The organism is Acinetobacter sp. 228 (assembly GCF_048147885.1).
This window is the reverse complement of sequence record NZ_JAYWYV010000003.1, coordinates 191611-213374: the sequence shown is the minus strand read 5'-3', so window position 1 is coordinate 213374 and position 21764 is coordinate 191611. Positions and strand designations below refer to the sequence as shown.

General features: G+C 44.9%; 20 protein-coding genes. 10 read left to right on the top strand and 10 right to left on the bottom strand.

Annotated features, from left to right (window positions below):
- Positions 1–4 precede the first annotated feature (4 nt).
- Positions 5–1084, top strand: a complete 1080-nt coding sequence (gene leuB / locus VXQ92_RS03745; RefSeq protein ID WP_311204565.1) for a 3-isopropylmalate dehydrogenase — start codon at positions 5–7, stop codon at positions 1082–1084.
- 71 nt (positions 1085–1155) lie between these two features.
- On the opposite strand, the gene VXQ92_RS03740 is transcribed toward leuB, so the two are convergent.
- The 3 genes from VXQ92_RS03740 to infA all read right to left on the bottom strand — a co-directional run bounded on the left by VXQ92_RS03740 (position 1156) and on the right by infA (position 2439).
- Positions 1156–1545: a hypothetical protein gene (locus VXQ92_RS03740; RefSeq protein WP_416680480.1), complete on the bottom strand. Its 390-nt coding sequence runs from the start codon at positions 1543–1545 to the stop codon at positions 1156–1158.
- A gap of 157 nt (positions 1546–1702) precedes the next feature.
- Positions 1703–2083, bottom strand: coding sequence for a hypothetical protein (locus tag VXQ92_RS03735; protein WP_416680479.1), 381 nt, complete (start codon positions 2081–2083; stop codon positions 1703–1705).
- 134 nt (positions 2084–2217) lie between these two features.
- Positions 2218–2439: a translation initiation factor IF-1 gene (gene infA, locus VXQ92_RS03730; RefSeq protein WP_001284370.1), complete on the bottom strand. Its 222-nt coding sequence runs from the start codon at positions 2437–2439 to the stop codon at positions 2218–2220.
- 230 nt (positions 2440–2669) lie between these two features.
- Here infA and VXQ92_RS03725 point away from each other — a divergent pair, with 230 nt between their 5' ends.
- Positions 2670–3677 carry an AraC family transcriptional regulator gene (locus VXQ92_RS03725; protein ID WP_064094868.1) on the top strand — a complete coding sequence of 336 codons (1008 nt, stop codon included), beginning with the start codon at positions 2670–2672 and terminating at the stop codon, positions 3675–3677.
- 91 nt (positions 3678–3768) lie between these two features.
- Here VXQ92_RS03725 and truA read toward each other — a convergent pair whose 3' ends face one another.
- From truA to asd, 5 genes are all read right to left on the bottom strand, one after another.
- Positions 3769–4566, bottom strand: a complete 798-nt coding sequence (truA, locus tag VXQ92_RS03720) for a tRNA pseudouridine(38-40) synthase TruA (protein ID WP_416680475.1) — start codon at positions 4564–4566, stop codon at positions 3769–3771.
- Between the two features lie 14 nt (positions 4567–4580).
- Complete coding sequence (locus VXQ92_RS03715; RefSeq protein ID WP_416680472.1) at positions 4581–5549, bottom strand: asparaginase domain-containing protein; 969 nt, start codon at positions 5547–5549, stop codon at positions 4581–4583.
- Positions 5550–5596: 47 nt separating this feature from the next.
- Positions 5597–6892 carry a fimbrial protein FimV gene (locus VXQ92_RS03710; RefSeq protein WP_416680470.1) on the bottom strand — a complete coding sequence of 432 codons (1296 nt, stop codon included), beginning with the start codon at positions 6890–6892 and terminating at the stop codon, positions 5597–5599.
- Positions 6893–6958: 66 nt separating this feature from the next.
- On the bottom strand, positions 6959–8470 hold the full coding sequence (locus VXQ92_RS03705; protein WP_416680468.1) for a hypothetical protein: 1512 nt from the start codon (positions 8468–8470) through the stop codon (positions 6959–6961).
- Positions 8471–8608: 138 nt separating this feature from the next.
- A complete protein-coding gene (gene asd / locus VXQ92_RS03700) occupies positions 8609–9727 on the bottom strand; it encodes an aspartate-semialdehyde dehydrogenase (RefSeq protein WP_144724520.1) in 1119 nt (372 codons plus the stop codon).
- Positions 9728–9915: 188 nt separating this feature from the next.
- Between asd and VXQ92_RS03695 the strand changes: the two genes are divergently transcribed.
- Entirely contained in the window at positions 9916–11046 is a 1131-nt protein-coding gene (locus tag VXQ92_RS03695) for an endonuclease/exonuclease/phosphatase family protein (protein ID WP_416680466.1), read from the top strand.
- A gap of 489 nt (positions 11047–11535) precedes the next feature.
- Here VXQ92_RS03695 and VXQ92_RS03690 read toward each other — a convergent pair whose 3' ends face one another.
- Together VXQ92_RS03690 and VXQ92_RS03685 are read right to left on the bottom strand one after the other, a co-directional pair.
- Positions 11536–12471 carry a lauroyl acyltransferase gene (locus tag VXQ92_RS03690; RefSeq protein WP_416680465.1) on the bottom strand — a complete coding sequence of 312 codons (936 nt, stop codon included), beginning with the start codon at positions 12469–12471 and terminating at the stop codon, positions 11536–11538.
- A gap of 107 nt (positions 12472–12578) precedes the next feature.
- A complete protein-coding gene (locus VXQ92_RS03685) occupies positions 12579–14483 on the bottom strand; it encodes an ATP-binding cassette domain-containing protein (protein ID WP_416680463.1) in 1905 nt (634 codons plus the stop codon).
- 34 nt (positions 14484–14517) lie between these two features.
- On the opposite strand from VXQ92_RS03685, the gene VXQ92_RS03680 reads away from it, so the two are divergent.
- The 7 genes from VXQ92_RS03680 (at position 14518) to VXQ92_RS03650 (ending at position 21708) form a co-directional block, all read left to right on the top strand.
- Positions 14518–14763: a SlyX family protein gene (locus VXQ92_RS03680; RefSeq protein ID WP_064094860.1), complete on the top strand. Its 246-nt coding sequence runs from the start codon at positions 14518–14520 to the stop codon at positions 14761–14763.
- Positions 14764–15143: 380 nt separating this feature from the next.
- Positions 15144–16148 (top strand): hypothetical protein, encoded by a 1005-nt coding sequence (locus tag VXQ92_RS03675; RefSeq protein ID WP_416680461.1) that lies wholly within the window; start codon positions 15144–15146, stop codon positions 16146–16148.
- A gap of 70 nt (positions 16149–16218) precedes the next feature.
- The gene (locus tag VXQ92_RS03670) at positions 16219–16668 is read left to right on the top strand and encodes an ammonium transporter (protein WP_144724526.1); all 450 of its coding nucleotides are present in this window, start codon (positions 16219–16221) and stop codon (positions 16666–16668) included.
- Positions 16669–16698: 30 nt separating this feature from the next.
- Positions 16699–19341 (top strand): type I DNA topoisomerase, encoded by a 2643-nt coding sequence (gene topA, locus VXQ92_RS03665; RefSeq protein WP_416680458.1) that lies wholly within the window; start codon positions 16699–16701, stop codon positions 19339–19341.
- A 92-nt stretch (positions 19342–19433) separates the two neighbouring features.
- Positions 19434–20240 (top strand): NYN domain-containing protein, encoded by an 807-nt coding sequence (locus VXQ92_RS03660; RefSeq protein WP_064094856.1) that lies wholly within the window; start codon positions 19434–19436, stop codon positions 20238–20240.
- Between the two features lie 5 nt (positions 20241–20245).
- Positions 20246–21004, top strand: coding sequence for a hypothetical protein (locus tag VXQ92_RS03655; RefSeq protein ID WP_180010920.1), 759 nt, complete (start codon positions 20246–20248; stop codon positions 21002–21004).
- Between the two features lie 131 nt (positions 21005–21135).
- The gene (locus VXQ92_RS03650; protein ID WP_179993119.1) at positions 21136–21708 is read left to right on the top strand and encodes an HdeD family acid-resistance protein; all 573 of its coding nucleotides are present in this window, start codon (positions 21136–21138) and stop codon (positions 21706–21708) included.
- Positions 21709–21764: the final 56 nt, after the last annotated feature.

The window sequence follows — 21764 nt, the reverse complement described above, 5'->3', positions numbered from 1 at the left end:
TCTCATGTCTAAACAAATTTTGATTTTAGCTGGTGACGGTATCGGTCCTGAAATTGTCAAAGCGGCAGAGCAGGTGCTGACTCGTGTAAATGAAAAATTTAATCTTGATTTGACATGGGAACAGGGCTTGCTCGGTGGTGCAGCTATTGATGCGCATGGTTCACCGTATCCAGACGTAACGTCTGAGCAGGCTAAAAAAGCTGATGCGATTCTACTGGGTGCCGTGGGCGGTCCAAAATGGGATACGATTGAGCGTTCAATCCGTCCGGAACGTGGTTTATTGAAATTGCGTAGTGAACTGAACCTGTTTGCCAACTTGCGCCCAGCGATTCTTTATCCGCAACTGGCTGATGCTTCAAGCTTAAAACCTGAAATCGTCGCAGGTCTGGATATTCTGATTGTGCGTGAATTAACAGGTGGAATTTACTTCGGTCAGCCACGTGGTATCCGTGAACTGGAAAATGGCGAGAAGCAAGGCTATAACACCGACGTCTATTCAGAGTCTGAAATCAAGCGTATCGCCAAAGTCGCCTTTGAAATGGCCAATTTGCGCGGTGGTAAAGTATGTTCAGTGGATAAAGCCAACGTGCTTGAAGTAACTGAACTGTGGAAACAGACAGTGACTGCGCTAAAAGATGCTGAATATCCTGAAATTAATTTATCGCATATGTATGTCGATAATGCGGCGATGCAGCTGGTACGTGCACCGAAGCAGTTTGACGTGATTGTAACCTCGAATCTGTTCGGTGATATCTTGTCGGATGAAGCAGCGATGCTCACAGGTTCAATCGGTATGTTGCCATCGGCATCTCTGGATGAAAATGGCAAAGGCATGTATGAGCCTTGTCATGGTTCTGCACCAGATATCGCCGGTCAAAACTTGGCAAATCCATTAGCGACGATTCTTTCCGTCGCAATGATGCTACGTTATACCTTCCGTGAAGAAGCAGCTGCAAAAGCGATTGAAGATGCAGTTGGTCAGGTCTTGGATCAAGGCTTGCGTACGGCAGATATCATGTCTGAAGGCATGCAAAAAGTCGGTACGGTTGAAATGGGTCAAGCGGTAGTGGCTGCATTAAGTTAAGGCAGTTTTGATTAAAAAACGCAGCTCAAGGCTGCGTTTTTTAATGGCTGGAATTTCGAATCTGAAAATAATTAACAGGTTCGACCTGAAGTACGGACAGCTGTTGCAATATTATTTTTTAGTAAAAAAGTAATTTTACATTGCAGATCAACATCATAACTGTCTGCAGGGCTGATAGGGATAGGGACGGGTCCATTCCCTGCTGAAGGCAGAGGAATAGAAATAGGACGTTGTACCACATAGCTTAATTGCCGGGCGCTGAGTATGGGGCCACTGACCTGTTGATAACCCAGGCGTTTCAGATCCAGATTTTGATCGATAAACTGACTGCTTTGACCAATAAACTGCTGCAAGTAAGCTTCCCGTTCAGTCGGGGTGGTGGTTGGAGAGTGTGTACAACCGGTCATGCCGATGCATACACCCAGGAGAATCACGGATAGTCGATGAGAAGATAACAACATAATATAATTCACTCCTGCACAGGACTGACTGAAGACTAGTTTAGGCAGAAAATGGCAGGGTGATTGTTGTAATTTGACACACGGTAAAGGGGTAGCGTAATGAGCTTGGATGTCTTTATTTAATCCGATACAGGCTCTGAACTTAACTGGAGAAAAGTCAGCAAGCTCTGCCGGTATAGCGAATCTCCTGAACAATGTCATCTTTCAAGTCAAACCAGATTTGGCATTTCATCTCGATGATATAACCTCCATTTGAGGGGGGTGGCATGGGTGCACCGATTGAAATACTTTGACTAATATTCGGTGTGCCCATTGGAATATTCATATCCCGAAAAATAGTGTAGCTGAGAGATTCTGTGGTTTGAATCGGTTTCTGCGAGGTTTTGAATCCCATGGCACGAAGATCAAGTTGACTGCGAACCTGTGTTGCAGTTTGACCGACATAGGGTTGGAGGGACTGATGCAGATGCTGATTGCCGCCAGTGGCACAGGCAACGAGAAACAAGCTGGAAAGCAGGATTAAGCACTTCATATTCATTGTTTTTATGCATGGTATTTTAATTAAATGAATAATCCAGAAATTATTAGCCCCTGTCAAATTGATTTATTCGTGGGTAAATAATTAAAGTCATAAAAAAAGCCACTAACAGTGGCTTTTGCTTGCGCTAAAACTTAGCGTGCACGATAGGTGATACGACCTTTAGTCAAATCATAAGGTGTCATTTCAACCTTCACACTGTCGCCAGTTAAAATACGGATATAGTGTTTACGCATTTTACCAGAGATGTGGGCAATCACTTCGTGACCGTTCTCTAAACGTACACGGAACATAGTATTAGGAAGCGTCTCGGTGACAACGCCTTCGAACTCGATGAGTTCCTCTTTATTGGCCATAGCCTACCTGAATGAATAAATTGGGAAGGCGCAAATTATAGTCAATTTTTTTGTAAAAAACAAGATGAAACGGGCGTTAGACTGATCATCTGTCAGTAAAATAAGCGAACTGTCACGATAATTTTTTAACTAAAAAGACACCAGTTTCTGTTGTCAGTTTGGTCAATCACAGTTAATCTAAAATTAATCTTTTTAAGTATAAATGAAGTACATACAAGGAAGGCTTTTGAGTGAGTCAGCTAACGGATGCATCAGTCGTATTACGTTTGGGCTATCAGGCGATTCGTCGTGCAGGGTTGCCAACAGAAGAACTTTTGACCAAAGCAGGAGTTGCTTTAAATCAGGTCGAGGCCAATGACCGTACGCCGCTAAGCGCCCAGTATGCCTTCTGGGTAGCCGCAGAGGAAGTTAGCAAGGACCCGGACATTGGATTGCATCTGGGTGAGCACTTGCCACTTTATCGTGGTCAGGTCATTGAACACCTGTTTGTTTCATCTGAAAACTTTGGTGAAGGACTGAAACGTGCTTTGGCCTATCAGCGACTGATCAGTGATGCATTTGCTGCCAAGTTAGTGATCGAAGATGATCGCTGCTATTTAACCAATGGTGAACAGCCTTTTGCTGAAAGTCTGGTGAATCGTCATTTTACTGAATGCGCCATGTCAGGTGTACTCCGGTTTTTTAAGTTTATTACTGAAGGGCGTTTTGAACCGATTTATATTGATTTCAATTTTTCCAAAGGAGCTCCTGATGAGGAATACTTCCGGGTTTACGAGTGTCCCGTGAGTCTGGGCCAGAAAGAAACCCGTCTGTATTTTGACCCAAGTATTCTGGAATATCCGTTATGGCAGGCTGAACCTGAGCTATTACAGCTGCATGAGCAACTGGCCATTGAAAAGCTGCAGGAACTGGCACGATATGACCTGGTTGGTGAAGTGCGCCGTGCGATTGGCTCTACTTTGGAAAGTGGGGACACCACGCTGGAAACTGTAGCTGCACAACTAAATATCACGCCACGGCGGTTGAGAACGCAACTGAGTGAGGCATGTACCAGTTTTCAGCAGATTCTGTCGGATTATCGCTGTCGTTTGGCCAAGCGTTTACTGGCAAATACCAATGAAAGTGTTGAACGAATTGTGTATCTGACCGGTTTTTCCGAGCCAAGCACCTTCTACCGGGCTTTTAAGCGCTGGACCAATGAAACACCGGTGGAATATAGAAAGCGCAAGCAGCGTTAAAAATCCCTCCTAACCTCCCTTTAAAAAAGGGAGGAATTCCCCTCCTTTCAGGAGGGGTTAGGGGAGGTAAATATTCTAAAAAATTTAAAAACTATTCCGGCATATTCAGCCAATGTGGCCCTAAGGGTAATTCCGGTAATTCAAACTGCGCCGGATAGTCGGCATGAATAAAATATAAACCATCTGCTGGTGCGGTCACGCCAGCAGCTTTACGGTCTTCTGCCGCGAAAATAGTATCAATATGCTCGGCAGCATACATCCCCTGACCAATTTCCAGTAAGCAGCCCATAATGTTTCGCACCATATGGTGCAGGAAACCATCGGCTTGAATATCGAGCACCAGATATTGACCATGCCGGATCAGACGGCAATGACTGACATGGCGGACTGGCTGATTGGACTGACAGGCGGCAGCGCGGAAGCTTTCAAAATTATGTGTGCCTTCAAACTTTTTTGCGGCCCGTATCATCTGTTCGACATCGAGCGGTGCATAGACATGGGTGACCTGTTTATGCAGCAAGGCAGGACGGACAGGATGATTATAGACCACATAACGATAACGGCGCGCCTGTGCCTTAAATCGGGCATGGAAACTCTGATCCATTTCCTTGATCCACTGGATCGAGATATCTTTAGGTAGCTGGCTATTGCAGCCCATCAGCCAGCCACGTTCTGAACGCAGGGCATCGGTATCAAAATGCGCCACCATATTGGTGGCATGTACACCCGCATCCGTACGGCCGGCACCATGCAGGCTAATGGGTTGATCGGCAACTTTGCTCAGGACCTTTTCAATGGTTTCCTGTACGCTTGCAACTCCCGGCTGTTGAGTCTGCCATCCCCGATAATGCATTCCACAAAACTCAATTCCCACCGCAAAACGCTGCATAATGACCTCAAACCTTATTGATCGTACCAATGACGATGCCATTGCTCTACAGTGTCGTATTGTAAATACATTTTCAGGGCTTTTGCATACAGATCCGCATGTCCATAACTTTCATTCAGTAAAATTTTGCAGTGATTGACCCATTCTGCAATGGCATAGCGCTGATCTGTCGCACCAAAAGGAACCTGGGTGGTCAAGACAGAAATACAACCCCGATCATACAGCTGATCAAGGAGCGCAATCAGGGCATCATTGACTGCAAGATTGCCAGTACCGAAACCTTGCAGAAATAAAAAATGGGGTGGTCGCGCCAATAAGGTATTTAGATTATTCAGCTGCTGAGCCAGATCGATCGGCTGCATCATGATACTCATGCAGTTAAATCCAGCCGCTTTTGCAATATCTTCTGCCCTGACCTGATAGCATGTCTGACCGGTTGGGATGGCAATGCTGGCATCAAGACCGGAGAAGGCATTGAGCTCGGTAGTATGCTGTTTGAGGGCAGTTTGTGCATGTAGCAACCGATGATGGAATGCCAGGTAGACCCCGGCGCTACAGCTGCTGACCGAATCTAATGCAAATCTAAGGTTATCCAGAGCATCACTAAATTCGCGCTGTTGATCCCCTTGAGCAGTCAGCAGCGGGTACTGGCTACCGGTCAGCACCACGTGTGCTGAGTCTGCAATCAGGTGTGCGAGAACTGCACTGGCATAACTCAGGGTATCTGTACCGTGAATAATCACAAAATGCTGGATCTGCCGGGATTGCAGTTGCTGAATAAACTGTACCAGTTGCAGCCAATCAGTTGCCGTACAGGCACTGCTGTCCTTAATGACGGGTGCCTGATGGTATTCGACGAAATGCTGCTCTGGAAGCACCTCTTCGAGTTTAGGAATAAATAAATCAGCAGGCATTGGTGCGAGAGGATCTCCCACGCAGCCGAATGTGCCGCCCATATAAATTAATGCAATATTTTTTATCATAAAAAAAGCAGCCAACTTTTGACTGCTTTAGTTTAAATCGAAATGCATCAGGATGCGATTTGATTCAGTAATTGCTCGGCTCGTTGTTTCTGATCAGCTGTATATTCGGCTTCTCGTTCTGCAATAATTTCACGTGCAGCAACATAGGCACCGAGCTGAATATATTGCTGGGCAAGGTCCAGGTTAAGACTTGCTTCATTAACATCCAGTAATTCCGGGAAAGATTGCACCAGCGGATCATGCTGGTTGACCGCTGCAGAACTCTCGAAATTCATTGCTGGGGCAGCAGGTGATTCTGATGTGGTTTCTAAATGATCTAATTTAAAATCCATTCCTGACAGATCTGGCTGTGCAGCCGGTTCTGCTACAGGAGTTGTCGCTGTCAAACTGGACAGGTCCAACTCAGTCGCTGGTACCGCAGTTTTTTCAGCTGTTGGAGCTGGCGTGTCAAGCGAAAAAGAAAAATCTAGAGGTTTGATGTCTTCTGTTACTGCTTCAACCTGCGCAGGCGGTTCCAAATCCAGTTTAAAGTCCAGAACAGGTGCTGTTTCTGTTACAGCTGTAGGCGTAGTTTGAGAGAGGGTGGTGGAAATATCCTGAACTTCAAAATCTACAGAAGGTACAGCAGTTACAGGCGTATCGTCAGTTTTTGCTGTTTCTACTGGCGTGGTCTTTGGTTCAAAATTGAATTCAAGCGGCTGAATATCTGCTACAGGTTCTGCAACAGGAGCTGGCTGGCTTGATTGAAAGTCCTGCTGCAATTGTTCAAATGCCAGTTCATTTGAAGGCGCCGGTGCAACCAGGTTATCAAAGGCATCTGAAGCGGCTTCTGGTGTAGAGGAAGTTTTAGGCTGGGCACTTGGAAAATCAATCGTTTCTTGAACAGCAGATAACGATTTCTCAAATTCACGCTGTTTCGCTTCAGCCTGAGCCAGAATATCTTCTAGTCCCAGAGAGCGGACATGGTTAATCAGCTGTGAAATCGCAAACTCGTCTTTTTGCAGGATATGGATATCCAGTAGCAGCAGATATAATTCGTGTTGAGAGTTATCCCGGTTCAGTGCCTGATTGATCTGCGCTTCAGCTGCAAAAAAATTACGTTCCTGAATCAGGCCTTCAATTTTCTTGCGTGTTTCTGCTGATAATGGTGTTGCTGATTTTTTTGCGACCGCGACTGGCTCAACCACTTTGGTTTTTTGTGGGGCTGCTTTTGATGCAGAGCCAGTTTTTTTCGCTTTTACCGTTTTAGTTTTTGCTTTATCTGATTCTTGAGCATCTTGTCTTTTTTTAAAGACAATTAATACGATGATCAATATCACTAATGGAATCACATAAATCAGCATGTTTTACCCCTTGGGGATAGAGTAGTTTAAGTTCGCCTATCCCAATAAATCGTCATGTGTAACTTTTTAATTAATTGGCTTTTTATCTGCTTGTTGGGCTTTGAGCTGTTGTTGTAGCTGGGCCAGACGCGCATTTAATAACTGAATTCTGTGATCCTTCTGATTGAGTGCCAATTCTAATTCAGTTACGTTTCTCTGTAATTTAACGGTTTTTTCTCGGGCTGTCATAACTTTTAATGACAATTCCTTTGAAGTTTGATTGCGTTCTGTGTTCTGGTTTGCAGAAAGCTGTCCAGAATTGTGCTGGTTCTCAGCCACCAGACTCATTTCTGCCTGATTCAAACGGTATTTTGTTTTGGCAGCGGGCGTGGAAGGTCGCTCTGTCTGAGATGCTGCAGAGACTTTAATGGGTGCAGGTGTGGTATGGGCCGAGTTTAAGTTGAGTGCTGCACCCTTACGTAGACGATTGGCATTTCCACCAATAAAGGCATGCTCATTGTCTTTTTTAATTTGCTGCATGACTTCATTGACCGGACGCTGCTGCTGTTCGGCAATTCTTGAAGCAATCCCCCACAATGACTCATTAGATTGAACCACATAAGTCGGTTTAACCTGGTTTGAAGTTGCTTGGACTGGTTTAGCTTTGGCAGTTGCGGGAGGTGGAGTTTTCACCGGATGGGCAGAAGCAGCAGCTTTTCTGGCTTGCTCCTCAGCAAACTTCTTCACCAAAGGATCACTGGAGGCTGTCTGGTGATCAGAACCGGATTCTGCAGCTTTCTGTACAGCTTCTTTATTTTGCCCTGACGTGGTTTGATTTTCTGGCAACATACTGGCTGATTTGCTTGGAGTTGATGCTGCAGTAGCGGGCTTTGGTACGGCATCTGAAGCTTGGGTCTGGGATGCCGTGACAGATTCGTTTTTAAGCACGGGAGCGACCGTCTGAGCATGAATTGCTGTCGTGACAGTTGGCGCAGACGATGCAGTTTTAGGAATCGAAGTGTTCGATAAGGCAGGGGGTGTTGTCGATTGTAATGCCAGCGGCTTTTGTAAAACCGGTTGCTTGTTTAGGGATGTGGAGGCTGCCGTATTGTAATGGCTGCTTACGGGTAAGTTCAGCGCAATATCTTTTTCACTGACTACTACAACTGGCGCAAGCGGACGTTCATTCTGTTTCAGGCTCGCCTGTAACAAATCGGTTTTAGGTCTTAAAATGGTACGCACATGTTGCAGGCGTGCAGCATTACCTTCCTTGATTTTGACAATAATATTAAGTTCCCGATCCGTCATTGGTCGTGAAGAGGTAATGGTAATGACACCTGTACCATTATTGCTGCGCCGGGTAAAAAAGTTCAGATGACCCGGTGGCTGATGCGATGCACCAATTGACATTAAATCTTCAGGCGAAGCCAGACTGACCTCAATGGGTAAATTGATATCAGACTGCCGGAAGGTCATTTCTGCATAAAGTAATTCCCCAGGTGCAGACTGGATTTGTACTGGATCTACATTTATCGCATGAATATTTTGTGAAGCAACAATGGCTAAAATGGCAAGCTTTAATTTGTTATATACAGTCATCTGTGAGCTCAGTCATTATCGCATAGCGAAAATTATAGATTAACGGGATGTTTGTTTTTTGTAAAATACTTACTTAATAGTTACACAAAAAAGCCGATCAATAAAGATCGGCTTAGGGCTTTATTTCCTGACGGAAACTTAAGCGTTCTTATAGTCAATCAGAATACGCAGCATACGGCGTAATGGTTCAGCCGCACCCCAAAGTAACTGGTCACCTACAGTGAACGCACCCAGATATTCTTTACCCATATTCAGCTTGCGCAGACGGCCGACTGGAACGCTTAAAGTACCTGTTACAGCAACAGGAGTCAGATCTGTCATGGATGCTTCGCGAGTATTTGGAATCACTTTAGACCAGTCATTGGCACCTGCAATGATGTCTTCGATCTCATCCAAAGGTACATCTTTTTTCAGTTTCAACGTCAATGCCTGAGAGTGACAACGCATAGCACCAATACGCACACAGTGACCGTCAATCGGTACGATCTGCTGGTTGCCCAGAATCTTGTTGGTTTCAACCTGGCCTTTCCATTCTTCTTTCGACTGGCCGCTTTCCAGCTGCTTGTCGATATAAGGAATCAATGAACCTGCCAAAGGTACGCCGAAGTTTGCAGACGGGAAGCCTTCACCACGTTGTAGTTCAGCAATTCTGGAGTCGATATCCAGAATTGGAGAACGTGGATCATCCAGCAACTCTTTGGTATTGTTATATAAATAACCCATACCATTGATCAGTTCACGCATGTTTTGCGCACCAGCACCGGAAGCTGCCTGATAAGTCATAGAAGTTGCCCATTCCACCAGATTGTTCTGGAACAGACCGCCTAAGCCCATCAACATCAGGGAAACCGTACAGTTACCACCGACAAAAGTCTTGGTGCCTTTGACCAGACCATCTTTGATCACGTTCATGTTGACCGGATCAAGTACGATAATCGCTTCATCATCCATGCGTAAGGTGGATGCTGCATCAATCCAGTAACCGTTCCAGCCTTCCGCTTTCAGTTTCGGGAAAACTTCAGAGGTATAGTCGCCACCTTGGCAGGTAATAATGACATCCATTTGCTTCAGACTATTGATGTCTGTCGCATCCATAAGTGCTGGGGCAGTCTTACCGCCAAATGCCGGTGCTTCACCACCCGCATTACTGGTAGAGAAATAGAAGGGCTCAAAATGAGCAAAATCATTCTCTTCAACCATACGTTGCATAAGGACGGAACCAACCATCCCGCGCCAACCGACCAGACCTACTTTCATGTCACTTTGCCTCGGTGCGTTAAAAAAATCAAAAGGGATTCGAGTGTATCAAAAAGGGAGGTGACTGCAAGTGCTACACAATCAAAACATCAATATTCTTGAGAAAAATATCTACTTTATGATACATACAAAATTGATAACGTCACTTTTCTTTTAGAAAAAATAACAACTTATTAAAGAGCGCACTTATGATATGGGTTATCCAAATTATGGCAATCATTGTCATTTGGTTAAGTTTCTGGTCACTGATCCCGAGTGACCAATGGTGGATTCGAGGTGCGGATTTCCCAAGGTTACAAATTCTGGTTGTGGGCTTTATCACCTTTGTGCTGTTTTTAGTGCTTGAGCATCCCTGGACGTGGTTTAACCAGCTACTTTTTATTGGTCTGATTGCTGCCTTGGCCTATCAGCTCAAAATGGTATTGCCCTATACCTTTGTCTGGAAAAACCAGGTCAAACAGGTCAAACAGGATCAGCTGGATCCGCAGCGACAAATCTCCCTGATTGTTTCAAATGTGCTGACCACCAATAACCAATATCATCTGCTGATTAAACAGATCCAGACCCATCAGCCAGACCTGGTCTTAACGCTGGAAACGGATCAAACCTGGCAAAATGAACTGGCGGTGATTGAAGCAGATTATCCTTATCGTGTAGCCGTGCCTTTGGATAACTTGTATGGCATGCACCTGTATAGCAAACTCAAACTCAGCAATACTCAAGTCAAGTTTATTTTAAGTGACGAGATTCCTTCAATTCATACCACTGTGATCTTACGCTCGGGACAGCCGGTACGACTTTACTGTCTGCATCCAAAACCACCGAGCCCGACCGAGGCCAAGGATTCCACCTTGCGTGATGCCGAATTGTTGATTGTGGGTGATCAGATTAAAGATCTGGATGAAAGCTGTATTGTCATGGGTGATCTGAATGATGTGGCCTGGTCACGGACCACACGGCTGTTTCAACGTATCAGCGGACTATTGGACCCCCGGGTGGGACGTCATTATGTAAATACTTTTCATGCCGATTATCCTTTTTTCCGCTGGTCGCTCGATCATGTTTTTCATAGTACCGATTTTGCCCTGGTACATATGGAGCGTCTCCCCCATGTAGGCTCTGATCATTTTCCGGTGTTTCTGATTTTACAAACTGGTCGGGTGTTCGAGCATATTCAGGAAGAATTAGAGCAGACCGAAGATGATGAAGAAGAAGCCCAAGAAGCTATCAAAGAGGGGATTCAGAAAGCAGAGAAAGAGGAAAAAACAGTGACTGATGAAATTGCGATGGCTTATAAAGAAGGCGGTAAAATTTCTTAGGTTTTTAGAAGAAAAGTGTACGATATTGCTTACAGGAGTTTGCGCTTCTTGCGAATGGGAAAAGCCATGGAATCTGGGTATTCTAGGTTTATCAGCACAAGGAGTCGAGAAAGGATATTCTCATAAGGAAGACGAAGCTGAATGAAAACATCATGGACATGATGATGAAAGGGAAATCACAAATAAGCAGAACTAATTATAATATGTGGAAGCACAACCTCATTAACCCGAGTTTTACAGGATGTAGAGCTCGGGTTAAGTTATTTTAAGTGCTTATTTTTATAATATATTCTTGATGATAAGAATAATTTGTTTAATTTAATGCCGTATTTTGAGAGTAATAGATATTAATCCCTAATTACTCATGAAAACGCAGTCAATGAAACAGCGTATTTCAGCGCTACTTTCTGAATCAGTGGCCTGTCACTGAAAACTGTAAAGTGATCCAGGATTTTAAGTTACGGTTTAAAACCCTGGGATTAAACCGAATCAGTAAATTGATTTATAGCCTTCAGGGCGGGTCTTAAAGCGGCGGTGGAACCACATATACTGGGTCGGTGCGATGCGCAACTGCTGCTCGATCACCCGGTTCACGCGAGTCGCATCCTCGATTTCATTTTCACCAGGAAAATTCTCCAGTGCCGGTTCAATCAGCACATGGTAACGAGGATTTTTGATATCGCCATGACGATAGAAATATAAAGGAATGGCAGCCGCTTTAGTCATTTTCAGTAAACGACGATGTGCGGTGACAGTTGCTGCCGGGACGCCAAAAAAGGGTGCCATCACCCCTTGTTTTAACCCGTAATCCTGATCCGGACTGTACCAGATGGCATGGCCATTTTTCAGGTTGCGTACCAGACCACGCATATCGTCATGATCAATCTGATGAGCATAAATTGTGGCACGACAACGATAAATCAGCATGTCCAAAAGAGGATTGTTCTGCGGACGATAAACCACATCTGGTTCAAAATACTGTGCGCAAAGATAACCGCCAGCATCCAGCAAGGTGGAATGTGTACCTAAGAGCAGCATGCCTTGGCCTTTAGCTTGTGCCTGCTGAATATGTTCCAGGCCTTCGATACTGACACGTCCCTGAAACCATTTCGGGCTATACCAGGCATTTAAGGTCTCAAACAAACCCAGCATTTGGTCAATAAAGACCTGACGTGCATTGTCCTGTACCTGCTCTGCAGACCATTCCGGAAAACAAACCTGCAGATTGCGAAGTGTGGTTTCACGGCGCGATTTAAGGTATTTAAAGGAAAGCTTGCCTAGCCAGACAGCCAGACGGTGCTGAATGGCCCAGGGTAAGATTGCCAGAATCATCAGGAAAATAATGCCTAGCCAATTACCCCAGTATTGAGGTAACAGGAATGACCATTGAAATTCACCGGGTTGATATGCAGGCTGGGTACTCATAGAACAACATAGGGCTAAAAGATTAGCAGCAGTCTAACAGAGAAGATTCTTGAAATAAAAAAGCATCTGTCCGAATACAGATGCTTTAATAAAGACTAGTAGAATATTTAGCCGTTATTCATATTGTCCAGCTCTTCCCAGCGCTCTAATTTTTCCAGTAATAGCTCATCAATTTCTGACAAACGGTTAGAAAGTTTCAGAGCTTTATCAGAATCGGTTACGAATAAAGCGCCATCAGCCAGTTGAACATTGATCTCGGTCTGCTCTTTTTCCAGCGCTTCTATTTCAGCCGGAAGTTGCTCAAGTGCGCGCTGGTCCTTGTAGCTAAGCTTAACTTTCTTAGCAGCAACTGGCGCCGCCTCGGCTTCCGCTTTGGCCATGGCCTTTTTCACGGCACTTTTTTGGTCAACTACAGTTTGGTCTGGACGCTGTTCCAGATAATCCTGATAACCGCCAACATATTCGTCAATATTGCCCTTACCATCAAAGACCCAAGTGGATGTCACCACATTGTCCATGAAGGCCCGGTCATGCGAGATCAACAGTAAGGTGCCTGTATAGCCACTGAGCATTTCTTCAAGTAACTCTAGTGTTACCATATCCAGGTCATTGGTTGGCTCATCCATCACAATCAGATTTGATGGTTTGAGTAACAGTTTCGCCAACAGGATACGGTTACGCTCACCACCCGACAAAGCTTTGACTGGTGTACGGGCACGTTCTGGCGAAAACAGGAAATCTTGTAAATAACTATAGATATGACGGCGGTTACCATTCACATCCACATGGTCAGAACCTTCTGACACGTTATCTTTCACTGATTTTTCCAGGTCCAGCGCATTACGTAACTGGTCAAAATAGGCCACTTCAAGCTGCGTACCGGTCTTCACCGTGCCGCCGTGTTCTATCTCACCCAGAATGGCTTTAATGAGTGTGGTTTTACCCACACCGTTATCGCCGACCAGACCGATACGATCGCCACGCAGTACAAGTGCAGAGAAGTTATTGATGATTGGTGCGTTGTCACCGAATTTCACACTCAGGTTCTCAATTTCAAACACCAGTTTGCCTGAACGGTTGGCATCCTGAGTTGCCATCGTCACTTTACCTTGCTGTGAACGACGTGCCTTAGATTCTTCACGCAATGCTTTCAGGGCACGCACACGGCCTTCATTACGGGTACGACGGGCTTTAATGCCCTGACGGATCCAGACTTCTTCTTCAGCAAGCTTTTTATCGAATAGCGCATTTTGTTTTTCTTCAGCTTCCATTTGCTGCGCTTTCAGGTCTAGATAACGTGAATAGTTACCCTCATAACTGCGCAGTTGACCACGATCCAGCTCCACAATACGGGTGGCAATGCTATCGACAAAGGCACGGTCATGTGAAATAAATAGTAAGGTTAAATTATTCTGATCGAGCAGAAATTTTTCCAGCCATTCGATACTTTCTACATCCAGATGGTTCGTCGGTTCATCCAGTAACAGGACATCGGGTTGGGTAAGTAAAGCACGTGCTAGCAGGACACGACGTTTCCGGCCCCCAGACAAATCGGCAAGATCTGCCTCCGGGTCCAGTCCCATTTTACTTAAAATCGAATTGACCTTGGTTTCCAGTGCCCAGCCATCCAGCTGATCCATTTTGTGTTGCAGGTTCCCCATACGCTCACAGGCGTCCATGTCACCTAGCACACAGGCTTCACTGGCTTCATGATAGGCACGCAACACTTCGGCAGCTTCACCGGCACCGTCTGCCACGATATCCGCCACTTTACCTGAATCCATCGGCACATCTTGTGCCAGCATGGAAATAGTAATGCCATTTTGTAAGGAAACTTCACCGCTATCCGGCAGCAAGCTTCCTTCAATCAGCTTAAGTAAGGTAGACTTACCCTCACCATTACGGCCAATCAAACACACTCGTTCGCCGCGTTCCAAGTTAAAATTCGCGCCGTTGAGCAGGGCAGGTCCACCAAACGCAAGTTGGACATCCCTAAGGGTAATATAGGCCATAATGTTTCCTGAAATCCCCCAGTGAGGACTTTAAATGACTAAACAACAAAATCTAAATGATCAGGCGTCATTTTCCGCACCCATTGAAGATTTGCAAGTGCGAATTGCATTTTTAGACGATTTAGTTGAACAGTTGAATGATCAGGTGGCCAAACAGACTCTGGAAATTGCTGACCTGAAACAGCAAATGCAGCTGTTATATCAACGTGTTGAGTCCTCCGATCTGTCTAAAGGTATTGCAGAATTTGATCCAGTTGCAGATCGGCCACCGCATTATTAATTTGCAAGCAATGATTTAATTACAAGAATGACCCTTAGCTGATCTAAGGGTTTTTTAATCAAAAATAAAGATAGACCAATCTATAAGTCTCAGAACAGAGGAATATTTTTTTGAATCAGACTTTAAGTCGTTTTGCATGAGTATATAAAATTAATAAAGCGCAGTGTAATCATCAGACGTAAAAGAAATTTTCCTGTTAGCCACCCCCGTATTCCCGTTGGTAAAAAAAGCTTTCTTGCCGGCATTTCCTATCTTGGGGGAGACTCTGTCAAAATAGGTCTATAGCAGTGCCATCGGCAGATTATCCGTAAAATTATTTGACCTTTCACTCACTTCCTACTCTAATAATGGCTCTCAGGTACATTCCGGAATTGCGTCCCATGCACCCAAAAGTTATTCTACTCGATCTCGAAAATAATTTCCCCACAGCCAAGTTAATGCGTGAGATTGTGGCGCATTACTCGACTTTATACCTGTTTAGCTGTGCCGGAAAATTTGAATTCTCCTTAAAGGATTTAACCGAGCTGGCTGGCTGGGTGAGTAGTGGTCAGGTTGTAGTACTGGACACGCCTGAGTCACCTCAGAAAGAATATGAATATGCCGTGATCGTCGGACAGCTCATGGCGCTATTAGAGCCGGAATCCGAGGTTGAGCTGATTTCGGCGATGGACAGCAGCGAGATGTTGCAGCAGATGCTACAGGCTTCTGATATTCCGTGTCACCTGATTCAGATCCAGCCTGATGAGATAAGCATTCCAACAGATCAACCTAAGAATCATCTTCCTAGTCTGGACGCCATCAAGAACAAACCCGCCTTGCAACTGGTGAAAAAATACTGTGATGCATTAGGGAAAATGAGCGGCAAGCCCCATACAGTGGAAAGCCTGAAAAATTCAGTAGCGAATATTCTGCAAGTGATGCCGCTAAAAGCCCAGCATGTGGTCGGCATGTTGATTAACCTGAAAATTGTCAAACGTTATGACGAGCAAATCAGCTTCCGGAAAAAAGTCCTGAAGCAATGGCTGCAACTCGATTTAGATGAACAAAGTCCGGTTGAAAATCCAAAACTGGATCAGGTCATCTCCCAGCTAAAAGTTGATGAGGCTCCTGTTGAATCTGAATCGCTCAAGTCACCGATCCAGTCGGCCCAGCAGGACCTGTTCAAGAACTTTGGCCGGATTGATCCGGTACAACTCGAAGTGGCGCGTAAACTGCGTGAATTGCAGGGTGATAAACCCAAAGACATTTATGAATTACGTGATTTACTGGAACAGTTATTTCCCAAATCGGATATCCGCTTGCTGCTTAAGGAGCTGATCGAGAAAGGTTATATTTACTGGAATGGTCATGAAATTTTATATAGTCATGAAATGTTCCTGAATTAATTTCATCGTGCAAACTTGCGTTTTATATTCTGCTTATGCAACTCTAATAATAGAACATAAAGGTTGAACTATGGAAAACACTGGAATCTGGGTGACGGTGGTCATCATCATTTTCGTTATAGGGTCGATTTTCGGGTTGCGTGTAAGTCCTCGGGAAAAAGCTCTGGGACTGATGCGTGACAAAGCCCGTAAAATGGGTCTGCATCCACGTTTGGTAGTGGCACCAGACTGGACCAAAATCCCGAAGGCGACTGAAAGCCGTGCCAGTATGGTTGCGTACTACAGTGTGTTGATGCCGGAAGCCCGTTTGCCCCTGATGCGCGCCCGTGTTGTCGATAATAAACTCGAAATTGTGCAGGGTGATGAGAAATTTAAAGATTTTCCCATTGCATTAAAAGGCATTTATGCTATTGATATGCAGGCCAACTGTGTCGGCATGTATTGGGATGAAGAATCTGACCTTAGAGCAACACAACTTGATGACATCAAGGCACTGTTACATGCTTTGGCTGAACTTTAATTTAGAAATAAACAGGATTAACGGTTAATTATGGCGAACGCTCCTCGGTCCACATCAAAAAGCAGCACAGCGAAGTCTCCCGACGCTGGAAGTAAGCGTGCCCTAGTGATTGTGGAGTCGCCTGCAAAAGCGAAAACAATCAATAAGTACCTTGGTCCGAACTACATCGTAAAATCATCGGTGGGTCATGTACGTGACTTGCCGACAGGCGGTTCTGTAAAATCGACAGAGAAAAAGCCGACGACACGTACCAAACTGACAGATGCAGAAAAAGCTGAAAAATCACAACTGGCCCTGATTAACCGCATGGGGGTTGATCCGGAACATGACTGGAAAGCCAAATATGAAGTCCTTCCGGGCAAAGAACATGTGGTAGCCGAACTTAAGAAACTGGCATCGCAAGTCGATGAAGTCTATCTGGCAACGGATATGGATAGGGAAGGGGAAGCGATTGCCTGGCATTTAAAAGAAGTCATCGGTGGTGATGATTCGCGTTATCAGCGTGTAGTGTTTAACGAAATCACCAAAAATGCCATTCAGGATGCCTTCAAGCATCCTGCACGTCTGGATACCAACAAAGTCAATGCTCAGCAGGCACGCCGCTTCCTCGACCGCGTGGTAGGTTTTATGATTTCGCCATTGCTGTGGGAAAAAATTGCCCGGGGGCTGTCCGCAGGTCGGGTACAGTCGGTTGCAGTAAAGCTGGTGGTTGAGCGTGAACGTGAAATTCGTGCTTTTATTCCTGAAGAATACTGGCAGGTATTTGCCGATACCAAGACGAAAAAAGATGATATTCGTCTTGAAGCAGTCAAGCAAAATGGCAAGACGCTCAAACTGCGCAACAAAGATGAAACTGATGCGCTTTTAAACCTGATCAAAGATGCCGAATACAAAGTCATCAGTCGTGAAGATAAACCGACCAAGGTCAATCCAAGCGCACCGTATATCACTTCAACCTTGCAACAGGCCGCCAGTACCCGATTGGGCTTCTCGGTGAAGAAAACCATGATGCTGGCGCAGCGTTTGTATGAAGCCGGTTTCATTACCTATATGCGTACCGACTCCACCTTCTTGAGTGATGATGCGGTCAATATGGTACGTGGTCATATCGAATCTGAATTTGGTGAAAAATATTTACCTGCCAAGCCGAACCGTTATGGCAATAAAGCCGGTGCTCAAGAAGCGCATGAAGCCATTCGTCCATCGAATGTCGCACTCAAAGGCGATAGTCTTGCCGGTGTAGAGCGTGATGCACAGCGTCTGTATGACCTGATCTGGCGTCAGTTTGTGGCCTGCCAGATGACACCTGCAGAATATTTATCATCAACGATTTTAGTGGATGCTAATGGGGTAGAACTCAAAGCCAAAGGTCGTACCTTGGTGTTTGACGGTTTCACTAAAGTACGCGGTCAGAACAAGTCGGATGATGATGTGCTGTTGCCTGCTGTGAAAGTGGGTGAAGTATTAAAGCTTGAAAAGCTCGATCCTTCTCAGCATTTTACCAAGCCACCGGCACGCTTTACTGAAGCCTCGCTGGTGAAAGAACTCGAGAAGAAAGGCATTGGCCGTCCTTCGACCTATGCTGCGATTATCTCGACCATTCAGGATCGCGGTTATGTGAAACTGGACAACCGTCGTCTCTATGCCGAGAAGATGGGCGAGATCGTGACGGATCGTCTGGATGAAAGCTTTAATAACCTCATGAACTATGACTTTACCGCAGACCTTGAAGGTCAGCTTGATAAAGTCGCAGATGGTGAACGTAACTGGAAAGAGCTGTTAGACAGCTTCTACGGCGACTTCAAGCAGCGTTTGACCACGGCACAGGGTGAAAACGGCATGCGCCGCAATCAGCCTGTGGAAGTCGATGCGGTACATTGTAAGGAATGTGACCGTCCGATGCAGATCCGTACCGGAACAACGGGTGTATTCCTGGGTTGTTCGGGTTATAACCTGCCACCCAAAGAACGTTGTAAAGGCACGCTAAACCTAACTCCGGTTGAATCTCTGGCAGCCTTGTCAGATGATGATGCGGCAGAAACTGCAGACCTGATGTCAAAAAAACGTTGTCCAGTCTGTGGCACTGCAATGGACAGCTATGTGATTGATGGCGGTCGTAAACTGCATATCTGTGGAAACAACCCGGATTGTGATGGTTATGAGCTGGAAGAAGGTGAGTTCAAGATCAAGGGCTATGATGGTCCGAGCATTCCATGTGATAAATGTGATGGTGAAATGCAGCTGAAGACGGGACGTTTTGGTCCATACTTTGCCTGTACCAGCTGTGACAATACCCGCAAAGTTCTGAAAAATGGTCAGCCTGCACCACCACGCGTTGATCCGATCAAGATGGAACATCTGCGTTCTACCAAGCATGACGATTTCTTTGTGCTGCGTGACGGTGCAGCCGGTTTGTTCTTGGCAGCAAGCAAGTTTCCGAAAGTCCGTGAAACCCGTGCACCGAAAGTGGCAGAGTTGCGTACTGTGGCCGACCAGCTCGACCCGAAATACCAGTTTATCTTGCAGGCACCGGATGTTGATCCTGAAGGGAATCCAACGCTGGTGAAATTTAGCCGTAAGAACCAGTCACAATATATTGGTTCAGAAAATGCTGAAGGCAAGCAGACCAAATGGTCTCTGGTTTATCAGGACGGAAAATGGGTGGAAGCCTAAACTTCAAGATTGAAAAAATGCTGACGAAAGTCGGCATTTTTTATGTCAGAATCATTTATAGAAAAAATTAAAAATAATATTTTGGGGTAAATGTGGATATTCAGACCAAAAAGTTTGCTGTATTAATTGATGCCGATAATTCTTCCATCAATGCCATTTCATCAGTCTTAGAAGAAGTCGCGAAATATGGCATTGCCAGTGTCAAACGTGTGTATGGGGACTGGAGTAGCGAAACTTTAAAGAAATGGCGAGATGTGCTACTTCCACTTGCTATTACTCCGGTACAACAATTCGCCTATACCAAGGGTAAAGATGCCACGGATATGATCCTGATTATTGATGCCATGGACTTGTTATATGCAGGTGCTTTGGATGGTTTCTGTATCGTCTCCAGTGATAGTGATTTCACTCCTTTAGCCTCAAGAATCCGTGAAAATGGCTTGAGTGTGTATGGTTTTGGAAAGAAAACGACTCCAGAAGCTTTTAAAAAAGCATGTGATAAGTTTATTTATGTGGAAAACTTGATTGCAGACATTGATATCAAGCAGCAGGAAGAGGATGAACTCGCTAATACTTCCCCGAAGAAAGGAGTAAGCTCTGACAAATCTTTAGACCATAAGATGGTGACTCCACCTAAGGAAAATTCAAATCTTCCTGAAGGGATGGATCGGGCTACGCTGAATCTGATTTATAAAGCTGTAAAAGATAATGCGGATGAAAATGGTTGGGCGAATTTAAGTATGGTCGGGCAGTATATCAGTGCAGTAAAACCTGATTTTGATTCTCGTAACTATGGTAGAGCCAAATTGTCAGGTTTAATTAAAACTCTAAATCTTTTTGAAACCAAGATTGAAATGAGCCAGATGTATTTAAGAAAAATAAAAAAACAGAGCGTGTAACTGCCATGTGGAAAAAGATTCGGATTCTGATTTTATTAATCATCTTGTTGATTGTTGCAGTCAATGCCTATCGGGACCAAAATCAGAACTGGTCCAAACCGGTTATGGTATTGCTACATCCGATTAATGCTGATGGATTGCCGACCACACAGCAATATATCCAGCAACTGTCGGGTCAGGATCTGAATGGAGCCAGGGAATATCTGGAAAAAGCAGCACAGCAATATCGTGGTCAGCCAACTTATTTTTATTTTAATTTAGGTCGTGAACTTAACGCTTTACCGCCGAAAGTCCCTGAGCAGGCCTCACTCATCGATACCGTTTTATGGAGTTTGAAATTCCGTTTTTATGCCTGGAAACAGCATCAAAGTACTGATGGTTCACCTAGTGTGACTTTATATTTAAATTATTATGATCCTGCACAAACCAAGCAATTAAGGCATTCAACTGCCTTGCAAAAAGGCCGGATTGGATCAGTCAATTTATTTGCCTCCAAAAAACAGGCTGAACAGAATAAAATTGTCTTGGTACATGAGTTGCTGCATGCTTTTGGGGCCTCGGACAAATATGATTTAGCGACAGGACAGCCGCTTTATCCGGTGGGTTATGCATTTCCAGATCAGCAACCTTTGTTTCCGCAAGCCAAAGCAGAGCTGATGGCAGGTCATATTCCCACTTCTCAAACGACCAGCAAAATGCCAGATGCTTTAGAGCAGACATTAATTAATGCGATCACAGCCATTGAACTTGGGTGGAAAGAATAACAACCTCCTTGTCACTGACCCCATAGCTGTTGCCAGCTTGAAGTCATGACATGAAAGTTGCATTTTTTATACAGTATGGTCAATTAAATCGCTTAAGATAAATTAAACGAACAGCATCAAGAAGAATAAAAATGAAAACAGTAGGTAATGACCTTGTATTCGATTCCTTACATCGAAACCGGAAATGGTATCTGCTCTTTGGTATCTTGCTGGTTATTTTTGGTTTGATCTTATTGGCGACCTTACCTGTGGCAACCTTATCTGCAGTATTTATATTTGGCGTGCTGATGATGGTCGGTGGGGTCTTACATATTATCGCATCCTTCAAGATTTTTGAGGGCGGTATGCGCTGGTTCTGGGCCTTATTTGGCCTGCTGTATTTAGTCGCCGGATATTTTGCTTTTACCACACCCGTGCAAACCGCGATCGTTCTAACCAATGTTCTGGCCATTATCCTGATTATTGCAGGAGTCATCCGCTTAATAAATGCCTTTGTATTCCGGCCAATGGCGGGATGGGGCTGGATCCTGTTTTCCGGCATACTGACTCTCCTGGCCGGAATCATGATCTTGCGGACACCAGATGCTCCGTTCTGGGTGTTGGGTTTGTTTCTAGCCGTTGATATTTTATTTCAGGGTATTAACTACCTGATGCTTGCTTCCTATATTCGCCGTGAGGTTCCGAAAAGTTCATCTAAGGTTTAATCCTTTGTTTTAAGAGCATTATATACACTCTTTTTGATACTGTAGAGATACCAAAA

Coding starts and splice junctions, on each gene's coding strand:
- truA (WP_416680475.1), bottom strand. CDS start 4,566: ATGCAGCGTTTTGCGGTGGGAATTGAGTTTTGTGGAATGCATTATCGG.
- leuB (WP_311204565.1), top strand. CDS start 5: ATGTCTAAACAAATTTTGATTTTAGCTGGTGACGGTATCGGTCCTGAA.
- VXQ92_RS03655 (WP_180010920.1), top strand. CDS start 20,246: ATGTGGAAAAAGATTCGGATTCTGATTTTATTAATCATCTTGTTGATT.
- VXQ92_RS03695 (WP_416680466.1), top strand. CDS start 9,916: ATGATATGGGTTATCCAAATTATGGCAATCATTGTCATTTGGTTAAGT.
- VXQ92_RS03735 (WP_416680479.1), bottom strand. CDS start 2,083: ATGAATATGAAGTGCTTAATCCTGCTTTCCAGCTTGTTTCTCGTTGCC.
- asd (WP_144724520.1), bottom strand. CDS start 9,727: ATGAAAGTAGGTCTGGTCGGTTGGCGCGGGATGGTTGGTTCCGTCCTT.
- VXQ92_RS03670 (WP_144724526.1), top strand. CDS start 16,219: ATGGAAAACACTGGAATCTGGGTGACGGTGGTCATCATCATTTTCGTT.
- VXQ92_RS03710 (WP_416680470.1), bottom strand. CDS start 6,892: ATGCTGATTTATGTGATTCCATTAGTGATATTGATCATCGTATTAATT.
- VXQ92_RS03740 (WP_416680480.1), bottom strand. CDS start 1,545: ATGTTGTTATCTTCTCATCGACTATCCGTGATTCTCCTGGGTGTATGC.
- VXQ92_RS03675 (WP_416680461.1), top strand. CDS start 15,144: ATGCACCCAAAAGTTATTCTACTCGATCTCGAAAATAATTTCCCCACA.
- VXQ92_RS03650 (WP_179993119.1), top strand. CDS start 21,136: ATGAAAACAGTAGGTAATGACCTTGTATTCGATTCCTTACATCGAAAC.
- topA (WP_416680458.1), top strand. CDS start 16,699: ATGGCGAACGCTCCTCGGTCCACATCAAAAAGCAGCACAGCGAAGTCT.
- VXQ92_RS03685 (WP_416680463.1), bottom strand. CDS start 14,483: ATGGCCTATATTACCCTTAGGGATGTCCAACTTGCGTTTGGTGGACCT.
- VXQ92_RS03705 (WP_416680468.1), bottom strand. CDS start 8,470: ATGACTGTATATAACAAATTAAAGCTTGCCATTTTAGCCATTGTTGCT.
- VXQ92_RS03680 (WP_064094860.1), top strand. CDS start 14,518: ATGACTAAACAACAAAATCTAAATGATCAGGCGTCATTTTCCGCACCC.
- infA (WP_001284370.1), bottom strand. CDS start 2,439: ATGGCCAATAAAGAGGAACTCATCGAGTTCGAAGGCGTTGTCACCGAG.
- VXQ92_RS03690 (WP_416680465.1), bottom strand. CDS start 12,471: ATGAGTACCCAGCCTGCATATCAACCCGGTGAATTTCAATGGTCATTC.
- VXQ92_RS03715 (WP_416680472.1), bottom strand. CDS start 5,549: ATGATAAAAAATATTGCATTAATTTATATGGGCGGCACATTCGGCTGC.